The organism is Marinobacter sp. H13, from assembly GCF_059072335.1.
This window is the reverse complement of sequence record NZ_JCACRU010000001.1, coordinates 1,413,250-1,432,551: the sequence shown is the minus strand read 5'-3', so window position 1 is coordinate 1,432,551 and position 19,302 is coordinate 1,413,250. Positions and strand designations below refer to the sequence as shown.

Annotated in this window: 16 protein-coding genes and 1 pseudogene; 11 read left to right on the top strand and 6 right to left on the bottom strand. The window is 52.2% G+C overall.

All coding sequences use genetic code 11. The features are described from left to right. Nucleotides 1–111: 111 nt before the first annotated feature. Together AC5JQH_RS06825 and AC5JQH_RS06820 are read right to left on the bottom strand one after the other, a co-directional pair. Nucleotides 112–768: an SDR family NAD(P)-dependent oxidoreductase gene (locus tag AC5JQH_RS06825; protein WP_474546280.1), complete on the bottom strand. Its 657-nt coding sequence runs from the start codon at nucleotides 766–768 to the stop codon at nucleotides 112–114. 69 nt (nucleotides 769–837) lie between these two features. After that, nucleotides 838–1,434 (bottom strand): exopolysaccharide biosynthesis protein, encoded by a 597-nt coding sequence (locus tag AC5JQH_RS06820; RefSeq protein WP_273045952.1) that lies wholly within the window; start codon nucleotides 1,432–1,434, stop codon nucleotides 838–840. Nucleotides 1,435–1,695: 261 nt separating this feature from the next. On the opposite strand from AC5JQH_RS06820, the gene AC5JQH_RS06815 reads away from it, so the two are divergent. Further along, nucleotides 1,696–2,247 (top strand): substrate-binding periplasmic protein, encoded by a 552-nt coding sequence (locus AC5JQH_RS06815; RefSeq protein WP_273068892.1) that lies wholly within the window; start codon nucleotides 1,696–1,698, stop codon nucleotides 2,245–2,247. 332 nt (nucleotides 2,248–2,579) lie between these two features. On the opposite strand, the gene AC5JQH_RS06810 is transcribed toward AC5JQH_RS06815, so the two are convergent. After that, nucleotides 2,580–3,554, bottom strand: coding sequence for an MBL fold metallo-hydrolase (locus AC5JQH_RS06810; protein WP_493791373.1), 975 nt, complete (start codon nucleotides 3,552–3,554; stop codon nucleotides 2,580–2,582). Between the two features lie 324 nt (nucleotides 3,555–3,878). Between AC5JQH_RS06810 and AC5JQH_RS06805 the strand changes: the two genes are divergently transcribed. From AC5JQH_RS06805 to AC5JQH_RS06780, 6 genes and pseudogenes are all read left to right on the top strand, one after another. After that, the gene (locus AC5JQH_RS06805; RefSeq protein WP_474546281.1) at nucleotides 3,879–4,274 is read left to right on the top strand and encodes a hypothetical protein; all 396 of its coding nucleotides are present in this window, start codon (nucleotides 3,879–3,881) and stop codon (nucleotides 4,272–4,274) included. Between the two features lie 162 nt (nucleotides 4,275–4,436). Next, nucleotides 4,437–4,979: a hypothetical protein gene (locus AC5JQH_RS06800; RefSeq protein WP_405417169.1), complete on the top strand. Its 543-nt coding sequence runs from the start codon at nucleotides 4,437–4,439 to the stop codon at nucleotides 4,977–4,979. Nucleotides 4,980–5,016: 37 nt separating this feature from the next. Next, the gene (locus AC5JQH_RS06795) at nucleotides 5,017–5,181 is read left to right on the top strand and encodes a hypothetical protein (protein ID WP_405417167.1); all 165 of its coding nucleotides are present in this window, start codon (nucleotides 5,017–5,019) and stop codon (nucleotides 5,179–5,181) included. A gap of 173 nt (nucleotides 5,182–5,354) precedes the next feature. Next, the gene (locus AC5JQH_RS06790; RefSeq protein ID WP_405417165.1) at nucleotides 5,355–5,576 is read left to right on the top strand and encodes a hypothetical protein; all 222 of its coding nucleotides are present in this window, start codon (nucleotides 5,355–5,357) and stop codon (nucleotides 5,574–5,576) included. A gap of 228 nt (nucleotides 5,577–5,804) precedes the next feature. Continuing rightward, a pseudogene (locus tag AC5JQH_RS06785) lies at nucleotides 5,805–5,894 on the top strand (hypothetical protein); the annotation flags it as partial. Nucleotides 5,895–5,948: 54 nt separating this feature from the next. Further along, nucleotides 5,949–6,485 carry a tyrosine-type recombinase/integrase gene (locus AC5JQH_RS06780; protein WP_474546285.1) on the top strand — a complete coding sequence of 179 codons (537 nt, stop codon included), beginning with the start codon at nucleotides 5,949–5,951 and terminating at the stop codon, nucleotides 6,483–6,485. Between the two features lie 212 nt (nucleotides 6,486–6,697). Here AC5JQH_RS06780 and AC5JQH_RS06775 read toward each other — a convergent pair whose 3' ends face one another. Both AC5JQH_RS06775 and AC5JQH_RS06770 read right to left on the bottom strand, forming a co-directional pair. After that, nucleotides 6,698–6,979: a hypothetical protein gene (locus AC5JQH_RS06775; protein ID WP_474546283.1), complete on the bottom strand. Its 282-nt coding sequence runs from the start codon at nucleotides 6,977–6,979 to the stop codon at nucleotides 6,698–6,700. Nucleotides 6,980–7,481: 502 nt separating this feature from the next. Further along, nucleotides 7,482–12,578 carry an NACHT domain-containing protein gene (locus AC5JQH_RS06770; RefSeq protein WP_493805424.1) on the bottom strand — a complete coding sequence of 1,699 codons (5,097 nt, stop codon included), beginning with the start codon at nucleotides 12,576–12,578 and terminating at the stop codon, nucleotides 7,482–7,484. A gap of 319 nt (nucleotides 12,579–12,897) precedes the next feature. Between AC5JQH_RS06770 and AC5JQH_RS06765 the strand changes: the two genes are divergently transcribed. From AC5JQH_RS06765 to AC5JQH_RS06750, 4 genes are all read left to right on the top strand, one after another. Further along, nucleotides 12,898–13,248 (top strand): hypothetical protein, encoded by a 351-nt coding sequence (locus AC5JQH_RS06765; RefSeq protein WP_493805423.1) that lies wholly within the window; start codon nucleotides 12,898–12,900, stop codon nucleotides 13,246–13,248. Nucleotides 13,249–13,279: 31 nt separating this feature from the next. Continuing rightward, on the top strand, nucleotides 13,280–14,242 hold the full coding sequence (locus AC5JQH_RS06760) for a DUF932 domain-containing protein (RefSeq protein ID WP_493805422.1): 963 nt from the start codon (nucleotides 13,280–13,282) through the stop codon (nucleotides 14,240–14,242). Between the two features lie 86 nt (nucleotides 14,243–14,328). Next, nucleotides 14,329–15,330 carry a YqaJ viral recombinase family nuclease gene (locus AC5JQH_RS06755; protein WP_493805421.1) on the top strand — a complete coding sequence of 334 codons (1,002 nt, stop codon included), beginning with the start codon at nucleotides 14,329–14,331 and terminating at the stop codon, nucleotides 15,328–15,330. 64 nt (nucleotides 15,331–15,394) lie between these two features. Continuing rightward, entirely contained in the window at nucleotides 15,395–16,285 is an 891-nt protein-coding gene (locus tag AC5JQH_RS06750; protein ID WP_493805420.1) for a recombination directionality factor, read from the top strand. A gap of 91 nt (nucleotides 16,286–16,376) precedes the next feature. Here AC5JQH_RS06750 and AC5JQH_RS06745 read toward each other — a convergent pair whose 3' ends face one another. Further along, a complete protein-coding gene (locus AC5JQH_RS06745) occupies nucleotides 16,377–18,665 on the bottom strand; it encodes an ankyrin repeat domain-containing protein (RefSeq protein ID WP_493805419.1) in 2,289 nt (762 codons plus the stop codon). Between the last annotated feature and the right edge of the window lie 637 nt (nucleotides 18,666–19,302).

The window sequence follows — 19,302 nt, the reverse complement described above, 5'->3', positions numbered from 1 at the left end:
GGTATGTAGCGATAGTAGCAGCTTTACCGTGAATCGGGATTCAGAAGGATTGTTTCAAATGGTGACAGAAACACTCCGCGCGAGGCCTTGTGTTGCCATACCAGTGTGCCCTCAGAACACCATGTCCTTGCCGTCCCAGGCCTTGAAGCAGCCGGTTTCGGCGAGGGTGAGGCTATCAATCTGCCGCCTGAGGCCATCAACCGATTGTTCAACCGATACCTCGGCGTCGCTGCCGCCCATGTCCGTGGCCACCCAGCCCGGGTGGTAGATGCCCACGGCTATGCCCTGCTCACGCAGGTCCACGGCCAGATTTCGCCCGAGATTGAGCGCCGCCGCTTTTGAGGCACGATATATGTACCGGCCGCCACCGGCAGAAGCCTGGGATCCAAGCTTGCTGGATATGATGGCGATTTTCGGGGTGCCGACCCCGGCCAATGCCAGTCTGAGATTGGGTAGCAGCGCCTGTATGGTGAGGAATACGCCGGTCACATTGACCTGGAAGTGCTCCGCCCAGAGTTCTGGCGGATAGCCGCCTTCCAGCTGTTCATGGCGATCAAGCAGAATGCCGGCGTTACAGACCAGGGTTGAGATCGGTTGATTTTCGAGGCGCTCGCCCAGCGCGGTCACGTTGGCGGGGTCGGCGACATCCAGCACCTCCATGCCCGGTTCGCTGCGGGCCGTGCCGATGACATGCTCGCCCGCCTCTCTCCATTCATCGGCCAGGCCCTTGCCGATGCCGCGATTGGCGCCCGTGATAAGAATGGTCATGTTTGTATTCCTTGTGGCTGAGGCTCAACAGTAGCACAGGTCTCTGGCGATCCCTGCCGGAGGTGCTGCCTACCAGGGGAGGTTATTCAGGATGAACCAGGCGGTGCCGCCGGTCGCCAGGATTGCCACCAGGGCAAGCAGACCGTCCCGCGCCACGATGGCGAGGCCGAACGCCATCAGGGCGATTCCGGCACCGTTGGCGCTGAATGGAATCACTTCCATCAGTGGCATGGCAGCCGCTACGGCCATGCAAATGATGGCGATAACGTATTGCCCCGGCCCGCGAACCAGCCAGAGCAGCCTTTGTTTTGTCCATCGATCCACAAATCGGGCGGGCTTGTTCATCCAGTCCAGCCCCCTGGCAAGCTTTTCTCTTTCGATGTTCCGGCGCGCCAGCTTTGAGGGAATCCATATCGAGTGGCGCTGGAAAATCAGTTGCCCCAGGGTGAGTAGCACCATCAGACCAAGCAGCGTCGGTACTCCCGGAATATCACCTATCAGCGGGGCCAGGGTGATTACGCCGGCGATCAGAACCATCGGCCCGAAGGAACGTTCACCAACAGCTGCCAGTACATCGCCCACAGACACCTGAACCTGTCCCTCGGTGTTTGCGCGAAGGCGTTCCAGAAGTTCTGTCAGACTGGCCGGATCGTCTGGCTGGTTCATGGTGGTGCTCGTGGTCTCCTATTGAACAGGTTTTGCAGACACTACCTTGATTGGGCAACGAGTGCATGAACACAAGATGACAGGGAGTTAGCCCGGGCGTTGCCGCTCAGAATATTGAGTGCCTGACTAATTAGTCTATATTAATTAGACCTCCCCTCCTCGGCGGCATCAAAGATGTATCCAGGCCAGAGCAACGGGTTGCCGTTCTCAAAGTTGTTGCACCCGCATTTTTTGACGCCCGCACGGCGCAGATCTGCTTTGGTGCTCGCGTTCATTCTCTGTTTTTCCGCCCCAAGCTATGGCGACTGCGACATCACCCTGCGCTGGGACGATGATCCGCCGTATTTCATGGTTCAGGAGGGTAAGGTGGTCGGCATTGATGCCGACCTGGTCCGTGAGGCCATTGGGCGCCTGAATTGCGGGCTTTCCTTTCAGAAGATGCCATGGGCCAGGGCGCTTCGGGAGTTGCGTGATGGGCATGTGGATATGCTCTCCGGCGCCTACCGGACTCCGGAGCGAGAGGAGTATGCCCATTACTCCGACGTGGTCGGTCTGGTATCACCCAATATCCTGTTTATACGGCGATCTGACGAGTCAAGGTTCGAGCTGAATGGCTTGCGGCAGCTGCTGGAATCGGGTTTCAGGCTTGGTGCCCAGATTCATGTGTCCTACAGCGAGGAATACAGCGCCCTCATCCAGAATCCCGACTACGACAAAAACATCGAGTACCTCTCCCGCAGGGAGCCGCTATGGCTCATGCTGGCCCGGGATCGGGTCGATGGTGTGGTGGCGAGTGAGTTAACCGGGCTCTAAGAGATTCAGGAACTGGGGCTGACCGGAACGGTTATTCCCAGCTCCCTGGTCGTGTCCAATAAGCCCGCGTACTTTGTTTTTTCCAAAGCCACGGTTACAGCCGGATTTGTGGCAGATTTTGATCGCGCGCTGCAGTCGATGCTGGATGATGGCACCTTCACGGCTATCGTAAATCGGTACGTTTGCGTGGATGCAGGCGCTGGGCTGTCAGAAACTGAAGATGACCCAGAGGCTTGTTCTTTGGCAGGTCTTTCGGGGGTAGCAAATCTGGCAAAAGCGAATGAAAAAAGCCGGAGGGTTGCTCCGGCTTTTTCGTCTTCAGGATTGGGTCATCACTCGCCAGTTTCAGTGGCGCCGACACCACCCTGGTAGTTGGCAGGAATGAATTCATAGCCCTGGTCTGCGCTTTTCAGGTGCCCCAGGCCGGGAAAAGACAGGTGGGCAGAGCCTACCCAGTACCCGGTTTCCTGGGCGTCGGCAAAGGCCTGTGCACGAGACTCCACTGCCTGTTCACTGTTCACATCGAACTGGATGGCAATGACCGGCTGCGGGAACTGAACCGCTGCCACGTGAATCAGGTCGCCCCAAAGCATCAGCGTGTTGTCCCCGCTTTCCACCTTGTAAAGGCTGTGGCCCGGGGTGTGCCCGCTGGCGGACACTGCAGAGATACCCGGCACCAGCTCCCGGTCTTTGTCGAATGGCTTGAACTGGCCGGACTCGACATACGGGTTCAAAGAGGCCATCGCGCCCTTGAAAAAGCCCTTCGAACCTTCGTCAGCGGCCTTCAGGTTGTCTTCGTTCAGCCAGAAATTCTGGTCCTCCACGCTGGCGCGAACAATGGCATGCGGGAACACAATCTCACCGTCAGATACCAAACCGCCAACATGGTCCGGATGCATGTGCGTGATGTAGATTTCATCGACATCTGCCGGCTCGTAACCGGACGCTTTCAGGTGCTCAACGAGTTTTCCGAGTGTCGGCCCGAACAGACTGCCGGCACCGGTGTCGACCAGTACCAGATGGTTGCCGGTGTTGATCAGATAGCCGTTAACTGACGTGTCGAGCGGGGCAGAGAGGAAGTTATCCGCCAGGGTGTTATGCACGTGTTCTTCGGTGGTGTTCAGCAACAGTTTGTCCACCGGCAGCTTGACGGTGCCATCGGACAGGGCGGTGATTTCGAAGTTGCCGAGCATGGTGCGGTAATAGCCCGGAGCCTGCTCTTTTACCATCGGGGCCTCCGCCTGGGCGGCGGCCGCAAACAGAACACCGGCTGTCAGGCCGGTAATGCGAGTCAGCATGGTAGGCATACGTAATCCCTCTTCCGTCTTGTAAACAGAATGAATGTTTGGGTGTGGCGGTAATCTTCGTTGAGGGAACCAGTTTAGACCACTCTGGCCGGGCACAAAAAAAGGCCTCGTTGTGTGACGAGGCTTTTTGGTTGTTTGGTGGAGACGGCGGGAATTGAACCCGATGCCGCGCGCTCTTGAGGCAACACAGTAAACCACTGTTCCTGTCAAATCAGACATTTGGGATAATAGCCATTCACTGTAAGCCACATCAGACCACTAAGCCGTGGACACTTTGTTGACACCTTCGGTAAGCTTCCTATCGGTGTTTCAATGGAGTGAACGATGTCCTGGTTCAAAATCTTTTCTGCTGTCGTTGTCGGCAATATCGTCTCTTGGGCAATAATCGGCATAATTGGGTTTTTCCTTTCGTTCGTAATTATGGAAGCGACCATGGAGGAAATCTTTGGTGGTCGCCCTACGTTCAGTGTTCCTTCAAGTTCTTCTCAACAACCTTCGATCGGCTCGAACGTTGACTTGGCCGAGCAGGCGAGAGAGGAACAGCTACGTCTTCAACAAAACCGGCGACAGCAAGCTGAGGAGCGCACAGACCCGAGCGTTATTCGTACCAACAGGCAAATGTGTGAATTCTGGACTGAGGAGTTCAAGAAAGATGGATCTGAACAAAGCCGGAAGTACCGTGACGCAGCCTGTTCTAGGTATCGCGCCAGTCTCAACTGACTTAACGTCTTTATTGGCCGTTGTTTAGCCGTGCCTAAAAAGCCTTTTCCTGGCTTTTTGTGTTGTTAGAACCTGCCCATAAAATGATCATACGTATTGTTTTCCTAACTCTGCTTCTATACTATCGGCGGTCCAATTTGCGCTGCTGAAAGGGATGAGCGAATGCCGATTGAGCTTAGAAAGGTTTCGAAAGATGTTGTTGCGGAGCTTCAGCATCAGTGGCTTGAGCCCCTTTCTAAATTGCCAGATGTTCCCGACGCCCCTTATGAAATGGCTGTCGCTTGGGCTGAAAAGTCAGCCGAAAGTCCCTCTGGCACAGATGTTCATTGTATTTATGATCGCGAGAAGGAAGAGGCTCTTGCGATAGCGACTTTTAAGCCAGTATTCCCCAATAACCCGGATGGGTGGCTTAAAGTGATGAACATTGGTCTTTCTCCGTGGTTTGATCTTCGTCAGCCTGAAACGGAGGAGTCTAATCGTTTTACGCGCGGTAAAATCTTGGGTCAGATCGCTTCATCCCTCGTTATTGGCGGTCTGGAACTTGCTACTTCTGTTGGCGTCAAAAAGGTTAAGATTTACGCGAGTAACGAAATTACACTTGAATTTTTTGAGCTTGTGGTCTCAACTATGGACACAGAGCTCTATAAACTTTCCGAGCTAAGTGTTGATACTCACGGAAATTGGCTCGTATTTACTGTAGGTTGATTTGATTAAGGTAGAGTTCCCTTAAGGAGAGGAAGCTATGCAAAACCAAAATCCTGCGTTTTTTAAGTATAAGGAAGAGCTTAGAAAAGATATCGCAGACTCTGTTGCTAAAGCGTTTGTTCAGATGGGAGAGAAAGGCAAGCATATTGATTGGAGCCTCTCTAACTCTCGCGCCTCTCGCAAAGATCGAAAAGCAGCTTAAAACAAGCTGCACTTTAGAAAAAACCCGGCTAGTGCCGGGTTTTTTGTTTGTTAGAGGTTGCTATCGAAACTAGCTCTCTTTTCATATTCTTCTAGGGTTGTTCTACAACTGCCCGAAACCGCCACCACATACTACGACGGCCAGCTCTTTTTCACACACGAATGGGAAGGAGTGTGGCAGAGTGCAAAACAGTGGGCGAGCAAAAGCAAATCATTCTGATCGCAACCCCCGTCATGACTCAGAACCGCTACGCCCAGCTTACGGGCTCAACGGAAGGGCAGGTCAGGGGCCAGATTGAAAAAGGACATTTGCCTTCACTCAAGTTTGGCCGGGTGCGCATGATCAACATCGCCGCGCTCTCTCAGCAGGCCCTGGACCAGGAGGACTGGCAATGACTCCGGACGTTCGCAACCAGAAGAAAACAATCATGCGCCTGCGCTTTCAGCAGGCCTGTGAAGTCCATGAAGCGGGCGATTACGAGCTTGCCGCCCTGCGATCAGCCAGATCCACCAGATGGTGTCTTCCTACATGGGCGTCGATTCCGACCTCTACTGATCCGGCCTCAATCTCACCATCAGCTGGGCCGAATTCTTCCTCCAGGATGACACTCGCGACTTCAACGCGTGGGCTGTAGGGCAGGCCTGCACTGCACTGAGGGCTGCAGCAAGAAAACGCTGAATAATCACCTGGGCTACCTCAATGCGGTCTATAACCAGCTGAACCGGCTGAACGAAATTGAATTCGACAACCCGATCAGGAACGTCGAGATGATCCGCCTGGATGAAAGGGAGCTATCCTGGCTTACGATCGAGGAGATCCGTCACCTCCTCAAAACCATCGAGGAGTATAGCCAGAATCCGCACGTTCATCTTTTAACCAGGATCTGTCTGGCAACAGGTGCTAGGTGGGGAGAGGCTGAGAATTTGCAGCTGCGTCACATCCAGGAAGGAAAGCTTACGTTCGTGAACACAAAGAGCGGAAAGTCGAGGTCAGTGCCTGTCAGTAAAGAGCTGTTCGAGGAAATCCGGAAGCACTTGAAAAATCATGGATACTTCAGCTTTTCTTTGTCGGCGTTCCGTCGAGCGCTCGATAGGACTGATATTAATTTTCCTTCTGGTCAAGCTGCGCACGTCCTGAGGCACACTTTTGCAAGTCACTTCATTATGAATGGCGGGGATATCTTGTCGCTTCAGAAAATCCTGGGGCAATCTACTATTGCGATGACTATGCGTTACTCGCACCTTTCAGCGGACCACCTTAAGGATGCTATTTCAAAAAGTCCTATGAGTAATTTGGCGAGTTAACTTGAAAAAACCAACTTCTTGCTCTTTAATTACCAGCCACCGGGCGGCCACCCGGTGGCTAAGTAACTCCTTACATAGTTGCTTTAGTTCGGGGTAGAACGGTAATGCTCTGGGATCTTGATCCTTTTACCGTTCTTACCTTTCCTCTCATGTTCGGGAACATGAACCTTTTTCTTACCTTTTTTTGTGGCTGCCATCGTCAGTATCCTCCGTTAGGCTGCTTGTTTCATTCGGCTTTTTAGCCAGGTGACGACGTTATTATCCAGGAAACCGGAGTGCTCATAAGTCACCCTGTTTACCAAGATTCGGTCGTTCGCATCGAGAGCTGGTGAAAGCTTTCGATAAACGTCGTTGGCGGAATCTGACGTGTGAATCAGCCAGGTGGATTTAAGCCCTTTGATCCTGTCGGGATAGCTCCGCGAAATGCGCTCCTCAAGACCGTTATAGCGTTGACCCGGGCTGTTCAGGTCATAGTTCACTGAGAATACTCTCATTAGTCACCTCTCATATCTTGTGTTAACAGTAGATGACCACCGCACTATATAGTGGTGTGGTCAAAAAACACTCTACCAGCATGTGTATTTGTCCGACAATTGAAATAAGCTGTTACAAATCTAAAAGGTGAAAATAAAATTTATGGCACGCCTATTGCTTTAGAGTATTTTCAAAGGTATCTGAGAGTTACAGGATGGACAGTTTGTGGACGTAGCAGGGATGGGGCCGTTTTTCAGGCAAAAAAAAGCCCCTGAAATCAGGGGCTTTCTCTCGGTTGTTTGGTGGAGACGGCGTCCACTGCTTTAACTCTTTAAGCCATTGATAAATAATACTTTAACTTTATAGAAAATTTGAGTTACCCGCATAGTTACCCGCAATTCCGCCGTGTCTCACAAGCTTTTGAGCCGGATGGCGCCCTGCTTCTGCAATGCTTTGCCTACCCTCAATAATTCTGCATCTTTGTTGATCATTATTTTAGCGACTGAAGAAGTGTGGCACGAATTAGGGTCGCTCGATACGCTGTTCCAATTCGTAAGCCTCTGGCACCCCGAATTCCACCAGGCGACCGAGCATTGTGTCGATGCGATCTCGCAGTGGGTGCTCTCCGTTGAGCAGTAGGGGATCTAAGGTGCTTGCATGTTCAAACCACTCGATTATTTTTCGACCGATCCCCAGCTCCTCCCACAGCGTTGGATCGCCCGCTGAGTACTCGAACCAAGCTTCAGTAGCAGAAAGAAGGAAGTCAATATGGCGGCCAGAGGGGGCCACCAAGAGCATATTCATTGTACATAAAGCTATGAAGGAGGTTGGTCCTCCGGACAGTATTGGGCGCAGTGGTTCCAGCAATGGATCAACACGGTCGAATACCGCTGGGACCAAGTAGCTTTTTGTCCCAGTGAAAGGGTTGTGCGTGTTCATGAACAGCTTCGCAACGATGCCACCCATGTCGTAGTCCACCGACAGGTCACTAGGGGGCCGCCGGTGACGCCATCCGCGCAGCGTCATTGTCCGTTGGACCATCTGCGCACGTAGTTCAACGGCTCGATCCGAAGGTTGTTGTGAGTCGTTGAAGTAAACTACGTCAGCCGTATGAAGAAGTATCTCTGTTACCGCCCCAAATGACTCATCTGGAAGGCTCGTTATAAATGACAGTTCATGTTCGAACCTTTGTGGCGGCATGTCCATGAGGGCCCTCGCAAGCAAAGAGTAAAATTGCTCGTTCCAATTGCTTTGGCCATCATCGATTTGGGCGTCCATGGGAAGGCCATACCCGTTCATTCTCGCTGTCCAGAGAGCGTAGGCGTCAACAATTTCCCCTCCCCAATCGAGCGTAGATTCGGAGTGTCCCGAAATCACTCGAAGCCATCGAGCTGCTCCTTGAACATCGGTATGAACGGATGGGTCCTCACCAGCTGGGGCTGAGTCAGAATCGATTAGGCTGTTTTCTTCTTTGGTCGCATCTGCGCCTGGGAGTTTTAAGTGAATGCCAGTTTTAGCCGGCGGCCGCTCACAGGGAAATGTGGGCCACTCCGGCTCCGTGCCGCCATCCAACCAAGCGATCTCAGCTGCAATCGCGCGAGCATCTGCGTCAGCCTTTTCATGCTGGAAACGCTCTTGTTCGCCAGCATCTTCACCCCAAGTGCTCTTTCGCCACCGAGAGCTGCCGAATGCTGCGCGCATGACGGCCTTCAGCAGGCGGGGATCTGTTGTCAGTATTTTTTCTAAAGCCCTAGCAAATGCAATAGATACTGTTTTATCAGTGCGAGTTGCAATCCTTACGAGCTCATCACGATCTACCGGTTGCTTCTTGCGAGCCCATAGGTAAATGAGGGCGCACGTGGCAAGCGCGGGCAGATTAAACTCCAGTAGGTCTCCCGATCCAGAGTGGCGTCGTTTGTCACGGGTCAACTCAGAATTAACTACTGAACGTATCCACGTTTCATGCGAATCAAGCAGGTCATCGTCGCCATCGCGAGCTACCAGCATTGCTGTAGAAACCAAGCGCGTCGATCGTGTGTTTAGCACATCGGGATCTGAGCCGTCGGGTAATGCGCCATCAGCATATTCCACGAACTCTAGGGCAAGCTCGGGCGAGCCCTTGGCGGGGTCATTAATTGCCAGCTGAATCTTTGCTTCTACTTCGCTAGCTTCAACCTGGGCGCTTGAAAGTTTTTTAAGGCGCTCAAGGTGCTTGCGTTCGGTAGGCGGCGATTGATATGCCATCCCGTGTTCGACGTTCACCCAGTTTTTTTGGTCAAGCAGGTTCAGGGCATGGTTGCCCATAAAGGCCGGGTCGTCGAACGTTGCATTTTCGTCGTAGGCTTCCAAACTTTCGACGGCAGCCTTTAGTTGCGTCCGCAATCTATTGACGACCGGTTCATTGTATAAAAAGCCAGTTAGAGCGTGTTCCAATGAAATTCGGCGAGAAGGACGAGCAGCGAGGTCAGCTAGCTGTACTTTCCCCGCAGGCTCCTGTCCAAACAAATCTTGAAAGCGGTCTATTTGATCATGAATCGCACGGCCGTGGTCGATAGCTAGCAGTTCCGGGCAAGTGAGGAAGGGAACGAGTGCATCTCTGCTGGCGGGCCAGTGTGAGAGAAGCAGGTCTACTGCTACAAGAACAAATGCAGCGCAGTTTCCCTTTGGGCCAAGAATGTCGGGAATGACCGTTTCGACGGAATCCCCCGCATCAAGGCGGGAATGACCCCATGCTTCGAGGGCTTTCAGTGCAGATGCGACTGAATATTCCGTGGCTTGGTCCCGTGACCACAAATAGGTTTCCTTCCATGGAAAGAACCGTGTTCCGTCGTGAAGCTCTAGAGTAAAACCATTAGAAGGTTTGTCTGTTCCTCTTGTACGGAAAGCGACGGCTTCGTCAGTGAGTTGCCAGATTAGTGCAAGACCTGTTTGGGGCGCATTCTCAAGGATGTCTAGAAAAGGTGTCTGAGAAGGTGATGCTGGAAGGTAGTCGGAATCTAGAAAGCTAAATGCTTGGCGATCCAAGGGTTCATATTTGGAGCGGCGCTTACGTTTCTCAATGAGGCTGTTTGAGATCAGAGCAGCAAATTCAGCCGGGGCCGCTTGCGCAAGTACCCTGCTGAAGAGGCGGATTGCCTTTACTTTGTATTGGCCGCGCTCCGCTGTCACGGATCGGAGATAAGCTTTGGCATCGTCGGGCGTTTGATTCGCGAATAAAAGTGACGATGTTCGGAGGTCTTCGATGAGTCGTGTGCGAGCCCTTTGGTCAAACCCTGCGGCCTGCTTATCATGCGGAATTTTACAGTCGACGATGTCCGTATCTAACTGGAGCAGCCAGTTAAACAACATCCTTGCGGTAGACTGAGCAAGTTCTGGCATCGCCATGAGCGTAAGGTATTGAACTTCAATAAGTTTGAGAGCTGCGCCGATAGCCTGCAATGGAATCTCACTGGCGTGGGATATAGACCAGAGCAGTAAATCGAGTGCAGATCTGGTGGAGCTGCTACGCATCGATGCCGGCACGGTTGGGAGCGAGGAGACCTCTTTCACGTCTCTCAAAAGATCTGCAGTTGCAACCGTCTCTACTGAGATAACTGATGTGGCCGCATCTCTGAATAGAGCACCTCCGCGGGCAAGCAGTGCTGTGCTGCATTGTTCTAGAAGTTCAGGCCCTCGCTCCGATCGAACTATGGCCATGAGGGCTTGTCGTCGCCACGAACTATGAGATCGGGATGCCGCTAGCGTATTAAGTAGCTCCAGCCATGGAGTTTCGCTATTGTTAAGTTCGAGCCGCAACCGGCCTGCGAGTTCTATGCCGCGTGCAAGTCTTGGCGAAACGGGAGCGGAGAGGTCCACTTCTTTTAAAAACGTGGGGTCTTCGTTTATCCGGTTGCCGACGGCCCAGTCGCGAAGGACGTCGTGATAGAAGGCTAGATTATCGCGCTTAGTTTCGCGTAGGGTCAGCGAGCTCAACAGGTGCGTTCGCGCACCACTATCGCTTCTGAGTTCGAGGGTATTTTCGCCCTTCAGCGCAGTCTCTGCGAGGTCAGAGAGGAGCCGCTGTGCTGACCGGATGTCTTCCCGGCGTGCGCCATCAGCTGTTTGCCACCAATGGGCGGCGAGAGAAGCCTCTGTCCGAATGGACGCTGGATTTTTGACCTTGAGTAGCCGTGAAAGTCGATAGGGATTCCGAGCAATCCGAGCCGCCGGGTGAGTTGGGGCGAGCAGCTCATGAAGCTCTGGTACGTTTTTACGTAGCATTTCTGCTTCATCGTCACTGAGCTCTTCTACCATTACCGTTTGGGGGGCACCCAGTGCTGCGATCGCATCTTCCGCTAACCAAGGATCGCTGTCTTGATCAAATTCCGGTCGAGAGGTTGTGATTACTGAGAAACCGGGAATGTCGCTTACCGCGCGCAGTAAATCATTCACCGTCCTTTGAATGCCGGGTGAGGTGAACATCTCGAGGCTATCGATAAACAAAATGCCGCCGCCACTGGCTGCGAGGTCATTCAAGAAAGCCCTTGCGGTTCCTGTTACACCTATCGATTGAGCTAGCGCCGGCCAGCCCCCCTCGGGCGTACCCGTGGGGTCGAGCAGAATAACGTGCGACTCTCTCAAAGTCCGTTCAGCTAAGTGGCGTAAAACCCAGGATTTACCTGTGCCAGGTTCGCCCTGGATAGCCACGAGCCGATGCTTATCCAGCGCCTCTTCGGCCGAGGTAATTATATCGAGCCGTGGTAACTGCATACCTGACAGGCTATTGCCGATATTGGCAATAGCGAGACATGTCATCTCTGCCAGTCGCTCCCGAGCTAATGCAAAATCCTGGTAGCCTGTTAAATGGAAGCCTCGCTCTGCCAATTCTTTGGACAGGGTCTGACGGTCGACGGTTCCCCCGACCTTGGCGGTGGCCAATGAAATGTCAACGAGATTGCCCCACAATGATTCAGCGCGAGTTAAATCCTGGTTCGATAAAACTTGTCTAGCCAGTGTCAAGGCATGTGTTCTCGCTAGCGAGGATGTTGCTTCGAAATCGAATTCCAGAATTAGAAATCGGCGAAGGTAGCGCCATATTGCATCGTCGTCATTTGCCACTCCGGCCGCGACAAGGTTATTTCGAAAAGTCGACGTGAATTCGCGCATGGACTTACTTGCCACGCCATGCGCTGCCAAACGGCCAAAGAATTCGGTGCTCGTTTGAGCGGCTTTGGCCCATTGGAGTACTTCTTGGTATGGCCCCGAGATAGAGCGGCTGGTGCGTTGCGTTGCAACGGCTAAAAAGTGATATTCCTCGACTACATTCGCTCCGTCGCTTCGTGCAATTTGTTCGCACACCTCTTTGAAAACAGCGTCCTTTGGAGCGAAGCTAACCGTACGTTTTGACTGGATTTCGAGAAGGCAAGCGTATTCTGCCATGTTTCCGTGAAGGATTAGATCATCGAGCGCATAACCTGAGTCAGTGCCTTGGAATGTAACGCCTGAGAGTTGTGATCTTGGTAATCCTCTTGGCGATGCACCAGCAAGTAGGTTAAGGAGATAAAATGCGCCGAGTTCACCCTCGATATATACACCGGCACCGCCGCGCGAGGCCGGGCTCGACCCTCGCTCTTCCTTCACTGACATTTCCTTAACCTCCCTTCATAAAAAGAGCTGTGCATCAGCTCGCCATAGAGGCAGTTTTCAGCCGACAAATTGGCCACGCTAGTGCTCTCTCAACCTCGGTCTCATGCTTCGTCGGGTGGAGTATAGCGTGGATGTCGTGCTTAGGTGTTTGTCTGTATTCCAAGTCGTTGAAGAACAGGAATATCGCTTAGCTTTGGACCGGAGTGCAGGCATCAAGCCAAGGATTGATCCCAATAATTCTCAAACCTATATCACCCCTGTGAACTAGGGCACTGACAGTGCCTTCCCTCCCAATTCACAGAGGTAATTTCCAATGTCTGAACAATGCCCCAACTGCCTGTCCCGGCGGATTGGCAAGAACAACTATGGCAAGAAAACCGCTGGTGTGGTCGGTGCGTCTGCCGGTACATACGGTGGCTACGCGGCTGCAACTGCCGGTGCTCAAGCAGGCGCTGCCCTGGGAATCGTTGCCGGTCCCGTAGGTGCAACCGTGGGTGGTATCGGCGGGGCCGTCATCGGCGCGCTACTGGGTGGCGCTTCTGGCGCTTCCGCTGGCGTGATTCTGGGTGATGTCCTGGATGATCGTGTGCTAGACAACTACCGCTGCCTCGATTGCGGTTATTCCTTCAGTGTCGACCCTGACTCCCCAGACGACATCCGTTAATTCCCTTCGCGCATTTCAAAGGAGAACAACCATGGCTCATCTCATCGAGCAAATGGCCTATGTTGGCCAAACCCCGTGGCATGGCCTGGGGAATGAACTGACTTCCAATCAGCCTCTGGAAGTCTGGGCAAAGCAAGCCGGTCTGGACTGGCAGATCCAGGAAAGCCCGGTCCGTTATGTCACGAACTCTGGTAGCCCCCTGGGCGAGATTCTGTCCTATCCGGATTCCAAGGTGCTTTACCGCTCGGATACAAGGGCACCGCTGTCGGTAGTCGGTAATCGCTTCAAAGTGGTCCAGCCTGAAGAGATCCTGGAGTTCTACCGGGACCTGACAGAAGTATCCGGTTTTGAGTTGGAAACCGCTGGTGTCCTGAAAGGCGGCCGGAAAATGTGGGCGCTGGCCCGTACCGGTCAATCTGGCACGCTCAAGGGTAATGACCAGACCAATGCATACCTGCTGCTGGCCACCGCCTGTGACGGCACCATGGCAACCACTGCCCAGTTCACCAGCATCCGTGTGGTGTGCAACAACACTCTCGCCGTCGCCTTGAAGGGCTCTACTGCCAACGCCGTTAAGGTGAAGCACAACACGGCCTTTGACGCGGAGCAGGTGAAGAAGCAACTCGGAATCTCCGTGTCTGCCTGGGACGACTTCATGTACCGCTTGAAGTCTCTGAGCGAACGGAAGGTGAAGAACACAGAGGCCAGGAACTACTTCCTGAAGGTGTTCACGGACGATTCTGGTGCTGGGGTTGGTAAAACCAACGAACGTTCCATGGCAAAAGCCCTGGGTCTGTACGAAGGCGAGGGCATGGGGGCCACTTTGGCGTCATCGGACGGCACAGCCTACGGGTTGCTGAATGCAGTGACGGAATTCATTGATCACCAACGCCGCGCGAAAACCGTGGACCATCGACTGGATTCCGCCTGGTTCGGAATCGGTGCCGCTGTTAAGAACCGCGCTTTAGAACAGGCCATGTCACTTGTGGCCTAAGCCAATCCTACAAAACTCAAAACCGCCATAAAGCCCGCCGGAGCCTGATGCTCTGGTGGGCTTTTTTATGTCTGGAGGAAAACACCATGGGCATGAGTGCAAACACAATTCAGAAACAACGACCGGCATTGCGCCTGGTCTCCACCAAGGGCCTCAGCCGGGACGAATGGCTGAAAGTACGCAAACAGGGCATTGGCAGTAGTGATGCCGCTGCAGCCGTTGGCATGAACCCCTATCAATCCCAGTTAGAGCTCTGGATGGTGAAGACCGGCAGAGATGCCGGCTTACCGAAACCGGATTCGGACGATCCCACCTCGCCGGTTTACTGGGGGCATATTCTGGAACCAATTGTGGCCGAGCAGTACAGCCAACAGACAGGTCGGAAGGTGCGCCGGGTGAATGCAGTATTGCAGCATCCAGATCCGGAAAAGCACTGGATGTTGGCCAACCTGGATTATTCCGTGGTGGCCGATGACGACGTGCAGGTCCTGGAGTGCAAAACGGCAGGGGAGTTCGGGTCACGTCTCTGGAAAGAGGGTGTGCCGGACTACATCCAATGCCAGGTGCAGCACCAGTTGGCTGTTACCGGCAAGCAGGCGGCGGATGTGTGCGTTCTGCTGTGTGGGCAGGAGTTAAAGATCTACCGCCTTGAACGGAACGAGGAGCTCATCGAGGCACTTTATGTGCTGGAGCGGCAGTTCTGGGATTTCGTGGAAACGGATACGCCGCCACCCGTTGACGGTACGGATTCCGCAGAGCGTGCCTTACGCCACCTGTACCCGGTGGACAGAGGGGAGACCCTGGACTTCAGCCAGAGCAAGGAGCTGTCCGATGCCTTCGACGAACTGCTGGCTATCCGTAGGGAAATGGAAGCCCTCAGCTCCACCGAATCCCACCTGAAACAGCGCATCGAGAGCCAGATGGGCGAAGCCTCAAAGGCCACCTTTCCAAGTGGCAGCGTGAGCTGGAAACGCAGCAAGGATTCCGTTGGTCTCAACGTTAAACAGCTGCTGAAAGATCAGCCAGAGCTACTGGAGCAATACCCGCTGACCAGGCCGGGAAGCCGTCGATTCCTCATTCAAGCATAAACCCCTTTGGCCGCGCGGGGGCGTGAAGAGTGCCCCGTGGCCCTTTTTCCTCAGGAGAGTCACCATGATTAAAGGTTTAGCCATTACGCCTCCGGTATTGGGGCGCATCAGCATTGGCCGGGTTGTTGAAAAGAACGGTATCCGGCTACCGCAGAAAGACGATCAATTCACCATCACCTCCCAGGTCCAGGAAAAGGACACCGGGTGGGTTCTGCATCCCATTGATGAAGAGCTCAGGAAGGATGCTCCCAACGGCAAACTGCGTACCATCCCGGTACGCATGCTGTTCAGCGATGCGGATCTCAACCTGCGGGCGGAGTACACCATGTTCGACCGCAAAAGTGGGCGACCCATGTGTGTCGGTAACGGCGACACCTGTAAGCGCCTGACGCAATCAGGAGTGCAGTCTTTGCCATGCCCGGGGCCGACGTTGTGTGAGTTCGGCAAAGGTGGCCTGTGCAAGCCCTATGGCCGCCTGAACGTGAAGGTCGGTGACGACGATGATCTCGGCACCTTCATCTTTCGGACGACTGGCTACAACAGCATCCGGACCCTTTCGGCTAGGCTGAGCTATTACCAGGCAATCTCTGGTGGTCTGCTGGCGTACATCCCGTTGGAATTGAAGCTGAGAGGTAAAAGCACGACGCAGAGCCATCGGACGCCAATCTACTACGTGGACTTGGTGATCAAGGAAGGGGTGTCACTGCAGGAAGCGGTGGCTGAGGCGCGGGAAAAGGCCAGGCAGGTGAAGGAGGAGGGCGTTGACCAGGCGGCGCTGGATGCTGCGGCTGCGAAGGGATTTGGTAATGCCCTATTTGAGTATGATGAGGATGAAGTAAACCAGGTGGTTGAGGAGTTTTACCCTGCTGCTGCAGACGAGGATTCGTTGGGTAATAACTCTGTTGTCTCAAGGCTGAGAAAAGACTTAGATTCGAAAAAGCAGGTACCTATATAGCGTCTTTTTGAGCGGTCCAAATGGGCCGCTCATGAGTGGCTATTTAACTTTTTTTGGTTGTCACATTTCCAATCGGCTTAAGTAACATAAATTAATGCACGGTAACGTAACGAGAAATATTGCCCAAGCTTTGAGAAACATTTGTTGATTCAAATTCCCTCGCGATTTCGGCGATCGAAACATCGTGCCCATCTTTTGGATCTTTGAATGTTTTTTGGATATCTGCACCAGCTACTACCATTGCATCGAAAAGCTCTCTTTCATCGAGTTCCACCGCCAACATCAATGGCGTATATCCCTTGATTGGGCTTGCATGCTCTGCATCGACGTCAGCCCCTGATTCGATCAAAAGCATTGCAATTTTCCGCAACGCTTTGGCACTCGTGTTTTCGAGGATATTTTTATACATTGCATCAAGAAAAAGCTCGGCAGCTATTTTAGATAGCCCAGTTGCAGTATTTTTCAGTAACGATCGTTTCTGTTGTTCCATAGTGAAACCAGACATGCCTTGTGCCTGTCGACGTATTGAGTCGAGTGCTTCTGGAGTAATCGGCATAGACATTTGATGCTTTTTAGACAGTTCGGGATTTTTTACAATTCCGATGAGCTTGAGGCACACGTTCAACGCAGTTTGCTCATCTGTTTTGCCTCGACCCCTTGGATCTGCGCCCATGCTCAGAACCGCTTGAACCACGTCGACCCTGCCAGACTCAACTGCAGATATGATGGGCAAAAGTCTTTTCTTCTGAGTTCTTTTATTGAGTGTATTTGGATTATGTGGAATGTCTTTCAGAAAATTAAATAACTGATCATCCAGTGTTCTGTAGAGAGGGCCGCCTAGAACAAGATTTTCTTCGTTCACTTCGGTGATGTTTAAGGCTTCTAGGGCCATTAATATCGAGGTGTCACCAACTTCAGAAGAAACGTTAACATCTGCGCCTTTTTCAATTAATTTCTTACATACTGAGACGTCTTCGTTGATTGCAAACCAAACTAATTGAGGCATAACTCTTTGCCAAGTTTCACCAACCTTCATATTTCTATTAACATTGCGATAGTCTGGCTTAATTTTAGAAATATCTGTAAATACTAGCGGACCGATAGTTACCTGAGAAATTTTGTGATCGACTCCAGGAAATAGGCCGTCCTTAGGAAAAACCGTGCTGAAACCTGATTTCCATAGGTCCATCTCCCAGTCCTCAATTGTGTCAGTTACCTTTTGAGATGGTTTGTTATTTCTGATGGATGGTATGTCGTACCCAAAATTGATGAGTGACCATTTCAGTTGCTTGAGAAAAACTCGGTCAGGATTTGGTAAACAGGCTGCTACTGAAATCGATTCCTCAGCTATGAGTCTTTGATTGTCTCCAGCGCAAAAAAGTGCGCCATAAAATGCGCGTTTATATAATTCGCTGGCATTCTGCAAATCGCCAGCGAATACATGCCAACGAGCATCGTGCCAGTCAATCCAATACTGGGTAGATAGTAAGACGTTGGACGCCAAGATCTGCTCCCTGACCTGATCGATTATTATTCGATATGTACCAGGCTCCCGTTTTTTGACCGTACGCCTTAAGTCATTTTGTAGTCGAGCTATGAGGCGAATTTCAGGCCCTAATTTTCTTTGCGTGACTTCTTGTTGCATTTTAATCGCGGACCCAACTGATACTTGGTCATCTGCACCCCATAATGTCAATCGTGCCTCATCCAGTAATAACGGACCTAAAGGTTGCCCTTTAATAAAATCTATTGCTCTTGAAATAAAAAGGAGAGTCTTAATTTTTTCCCAATTTACATCGACAGGTCGATCGGATGTGTCGGTTTCACTTAATAGCAATATCGATCGCGAGGAGGGTAGCTCAATGCCTCTGTTCCAGGAAGATATCATGTCCTTGCGCTCTTTCTTGAGGCTGGATAAATGAACGCTCCACTGTGGTGTTTTTTCATCGATCCACGCCAGAACTTTGCCGACAGTGCTTCCGTGGCTTGAAAACCAAATGCTGGGGTGGGGGCCGCCAACCTCTTCGTGAATCTCACCCATCAACTTTGTGGCTTCATCCTTAATGCAGGTCTTGATCAGGATTTTAAGAACTGATTCACGGGTCAACCCGTCCGCAGGTATCTTGCCTACGATTTGGTGCAAATATTTTTCCAGAAATCTGTTTAAGGTTCTCAAGGTAGCTTCTGCAGTTACTGGTCCCATAAACTTCTTGGTAACGACGAAAAAATCCGTCTCAACAGCTGCACGCAGCTCTCTCGGGTCATATGTTCCCTTTCCGGCCAGCTCGTCTAGACGCTTGTTAGACTGCTTTAGGTCTAAAGCGCGCAAAATACAGCGCAATATTTCGAAAGGATTTGGATATGGAGAATCAGCCGGCATTGAACCTACCCTGTCCGTTGCTTATGTGTTTTATATCTCGGTTGAAGTTGTACCATGCTCTCACGTCACTTGGTGTAGATGGGACGGTTAGGCGAGTGCCACCAGGAGAAATTATTGATGCATGTTTTTTCCCATTTCTGACGGTCCAGCCGGACCTGATCAAAGTACGAACTGTCTGATTGATGTCTTTATCATTACTATACCGCTTCACGCTTCACCTCCAAGGAAAGGCCAGCTTCTCATCAGGAAGCTGACCTTTTCATCACGATTTATTTGCCCTTATTGGAGGGAGCGTTGCCGCGGCCACCGCCTGACTTGTTGCCAGTCGTGGCAGGCCAGTTACCACCTGGACCTTTGTGACTTGAAGGACCGCGACCGCCTTTGTTCGAGTTTGATTTAGCCATTGTGATTTCCTCTTTGTTGATACACCCAGGATTGGGTCAGTGCAGAGTACGTCGCAAGGCGAAATGCATCAGCTAGGCAGTCGGCTGAAAAATTCTGGATTTTACACATCGTGTAAAAAAGTAATGAAAACAACAGGGTGTTGAAGCTGAGGAATGCAACTGATTGCGTAGTGGTATTCATCCATAAATCTCTGACGAGAGTCGGCTTCCAAGCCATAAGGAATTCAAGCGAT

What these genes read in the sequence shown, in the direction of transcription:
- AC5JQH_RS06825 (WP_474546280.1), bottom strand. Translation starts at nt 768, where the DNA reads ATGACCATTCTTATCACGGGCGCCAATCGCGGCATCGGCAAGGGCCTG.
- AC5JQH_RS06820 (WP_273045952.1), bottom strand. Translation starts at nt 1,434, where the DNA reads ATGAACCAGCCAGACGATCCGGCCAGTCTGACAGAACTTCTGGAACGC.
- AC5JQH_RS06810 (WP_493791373.1), bottom strand. Translation starts at nt 3,554, where the DNA reads ATGCCTACCATGCTGACTCGCATTACCGGCCTGACAGCCGGTGTTCTG.
- AC5JQH_RS06805 (WP_474546281.1), top strand. Translation starts at nt 3,879, where the DNA reads ATGTCCTGGTTCAAAATCTTTTCTGCTGTCGTTGTCGGCAATATCGTC.
- AC5JQH_RS06800 (WP_405417169.1), top strand. Translation starts at nt 4,437, where the DNA reads ATGCCGATTGAGCTTAGAAAGGTTTCGAAAGATGTTGTTGCGGAGCTT.
- AC5JQH_RS06795 (WP_405417167.1), top strand. Translation starts at nt 5,017, where the DNA reads ATGCAAAACCAAAATCCTGCGTTTTTTAAGTATAAGGAAGAGCTTAGA.
- AC5JQH_RS06780 (WP_474546285.1), top strand. Translation starts at nt 5,949, where the DNA reads ATGATCCGCCTGGATGAAAGGGAGCTATCCTGGCTTACGATCGAGGAG.
- AC5JQH_RS06775 (WP_474546283.1), bottom strand. Translation starts at nt 6,979, where the DNA reads ATGAGAGTATTCTCAGTGAACTATGACCTGAACAGCCCGGGTCAACGC.
- AC5JQH_RS06765 (WP_493805423.1), top strand. Translation starts at nt 12,898, where the DNA reads ATGTCTGAACAATGCCCCAACTGCCTGTCCCGGCGGATTGGCAAGAAC.
- AC5JQH_RS06760 (WP_493805422.1), top strand. Translation starts at nt 13,280, where the DNA reads ATGGCTCATCTCATCGAGCAAATGGCCTATGTTGGCCAAACCCCGTGG.
- AC5JQH_RS06755 (WP_493805421.1), top strand. Translation starts at nt 14,329, where the DNA reads ATGGGCATGAGTGCAAACACAATTCAGAAACAACGACCGGCATTGCGC.
- AC5JQH_RS06750 (WP_493805420.1), top strand. Translation starts at nt 15,395, where the DNA reads ATGATTAAAGGTTTAGCCATTACGCCTCCGGTATTGGGGCGCATCAGC.
- AC5JQH_RS06745 (WP_493805419.1), bottom strand. Translation starts at nt 18,665, where the DNA reads ATGCCGGCTGATTCTCCATATCCAAATCCTTTCGAAATATTGCGCTGT.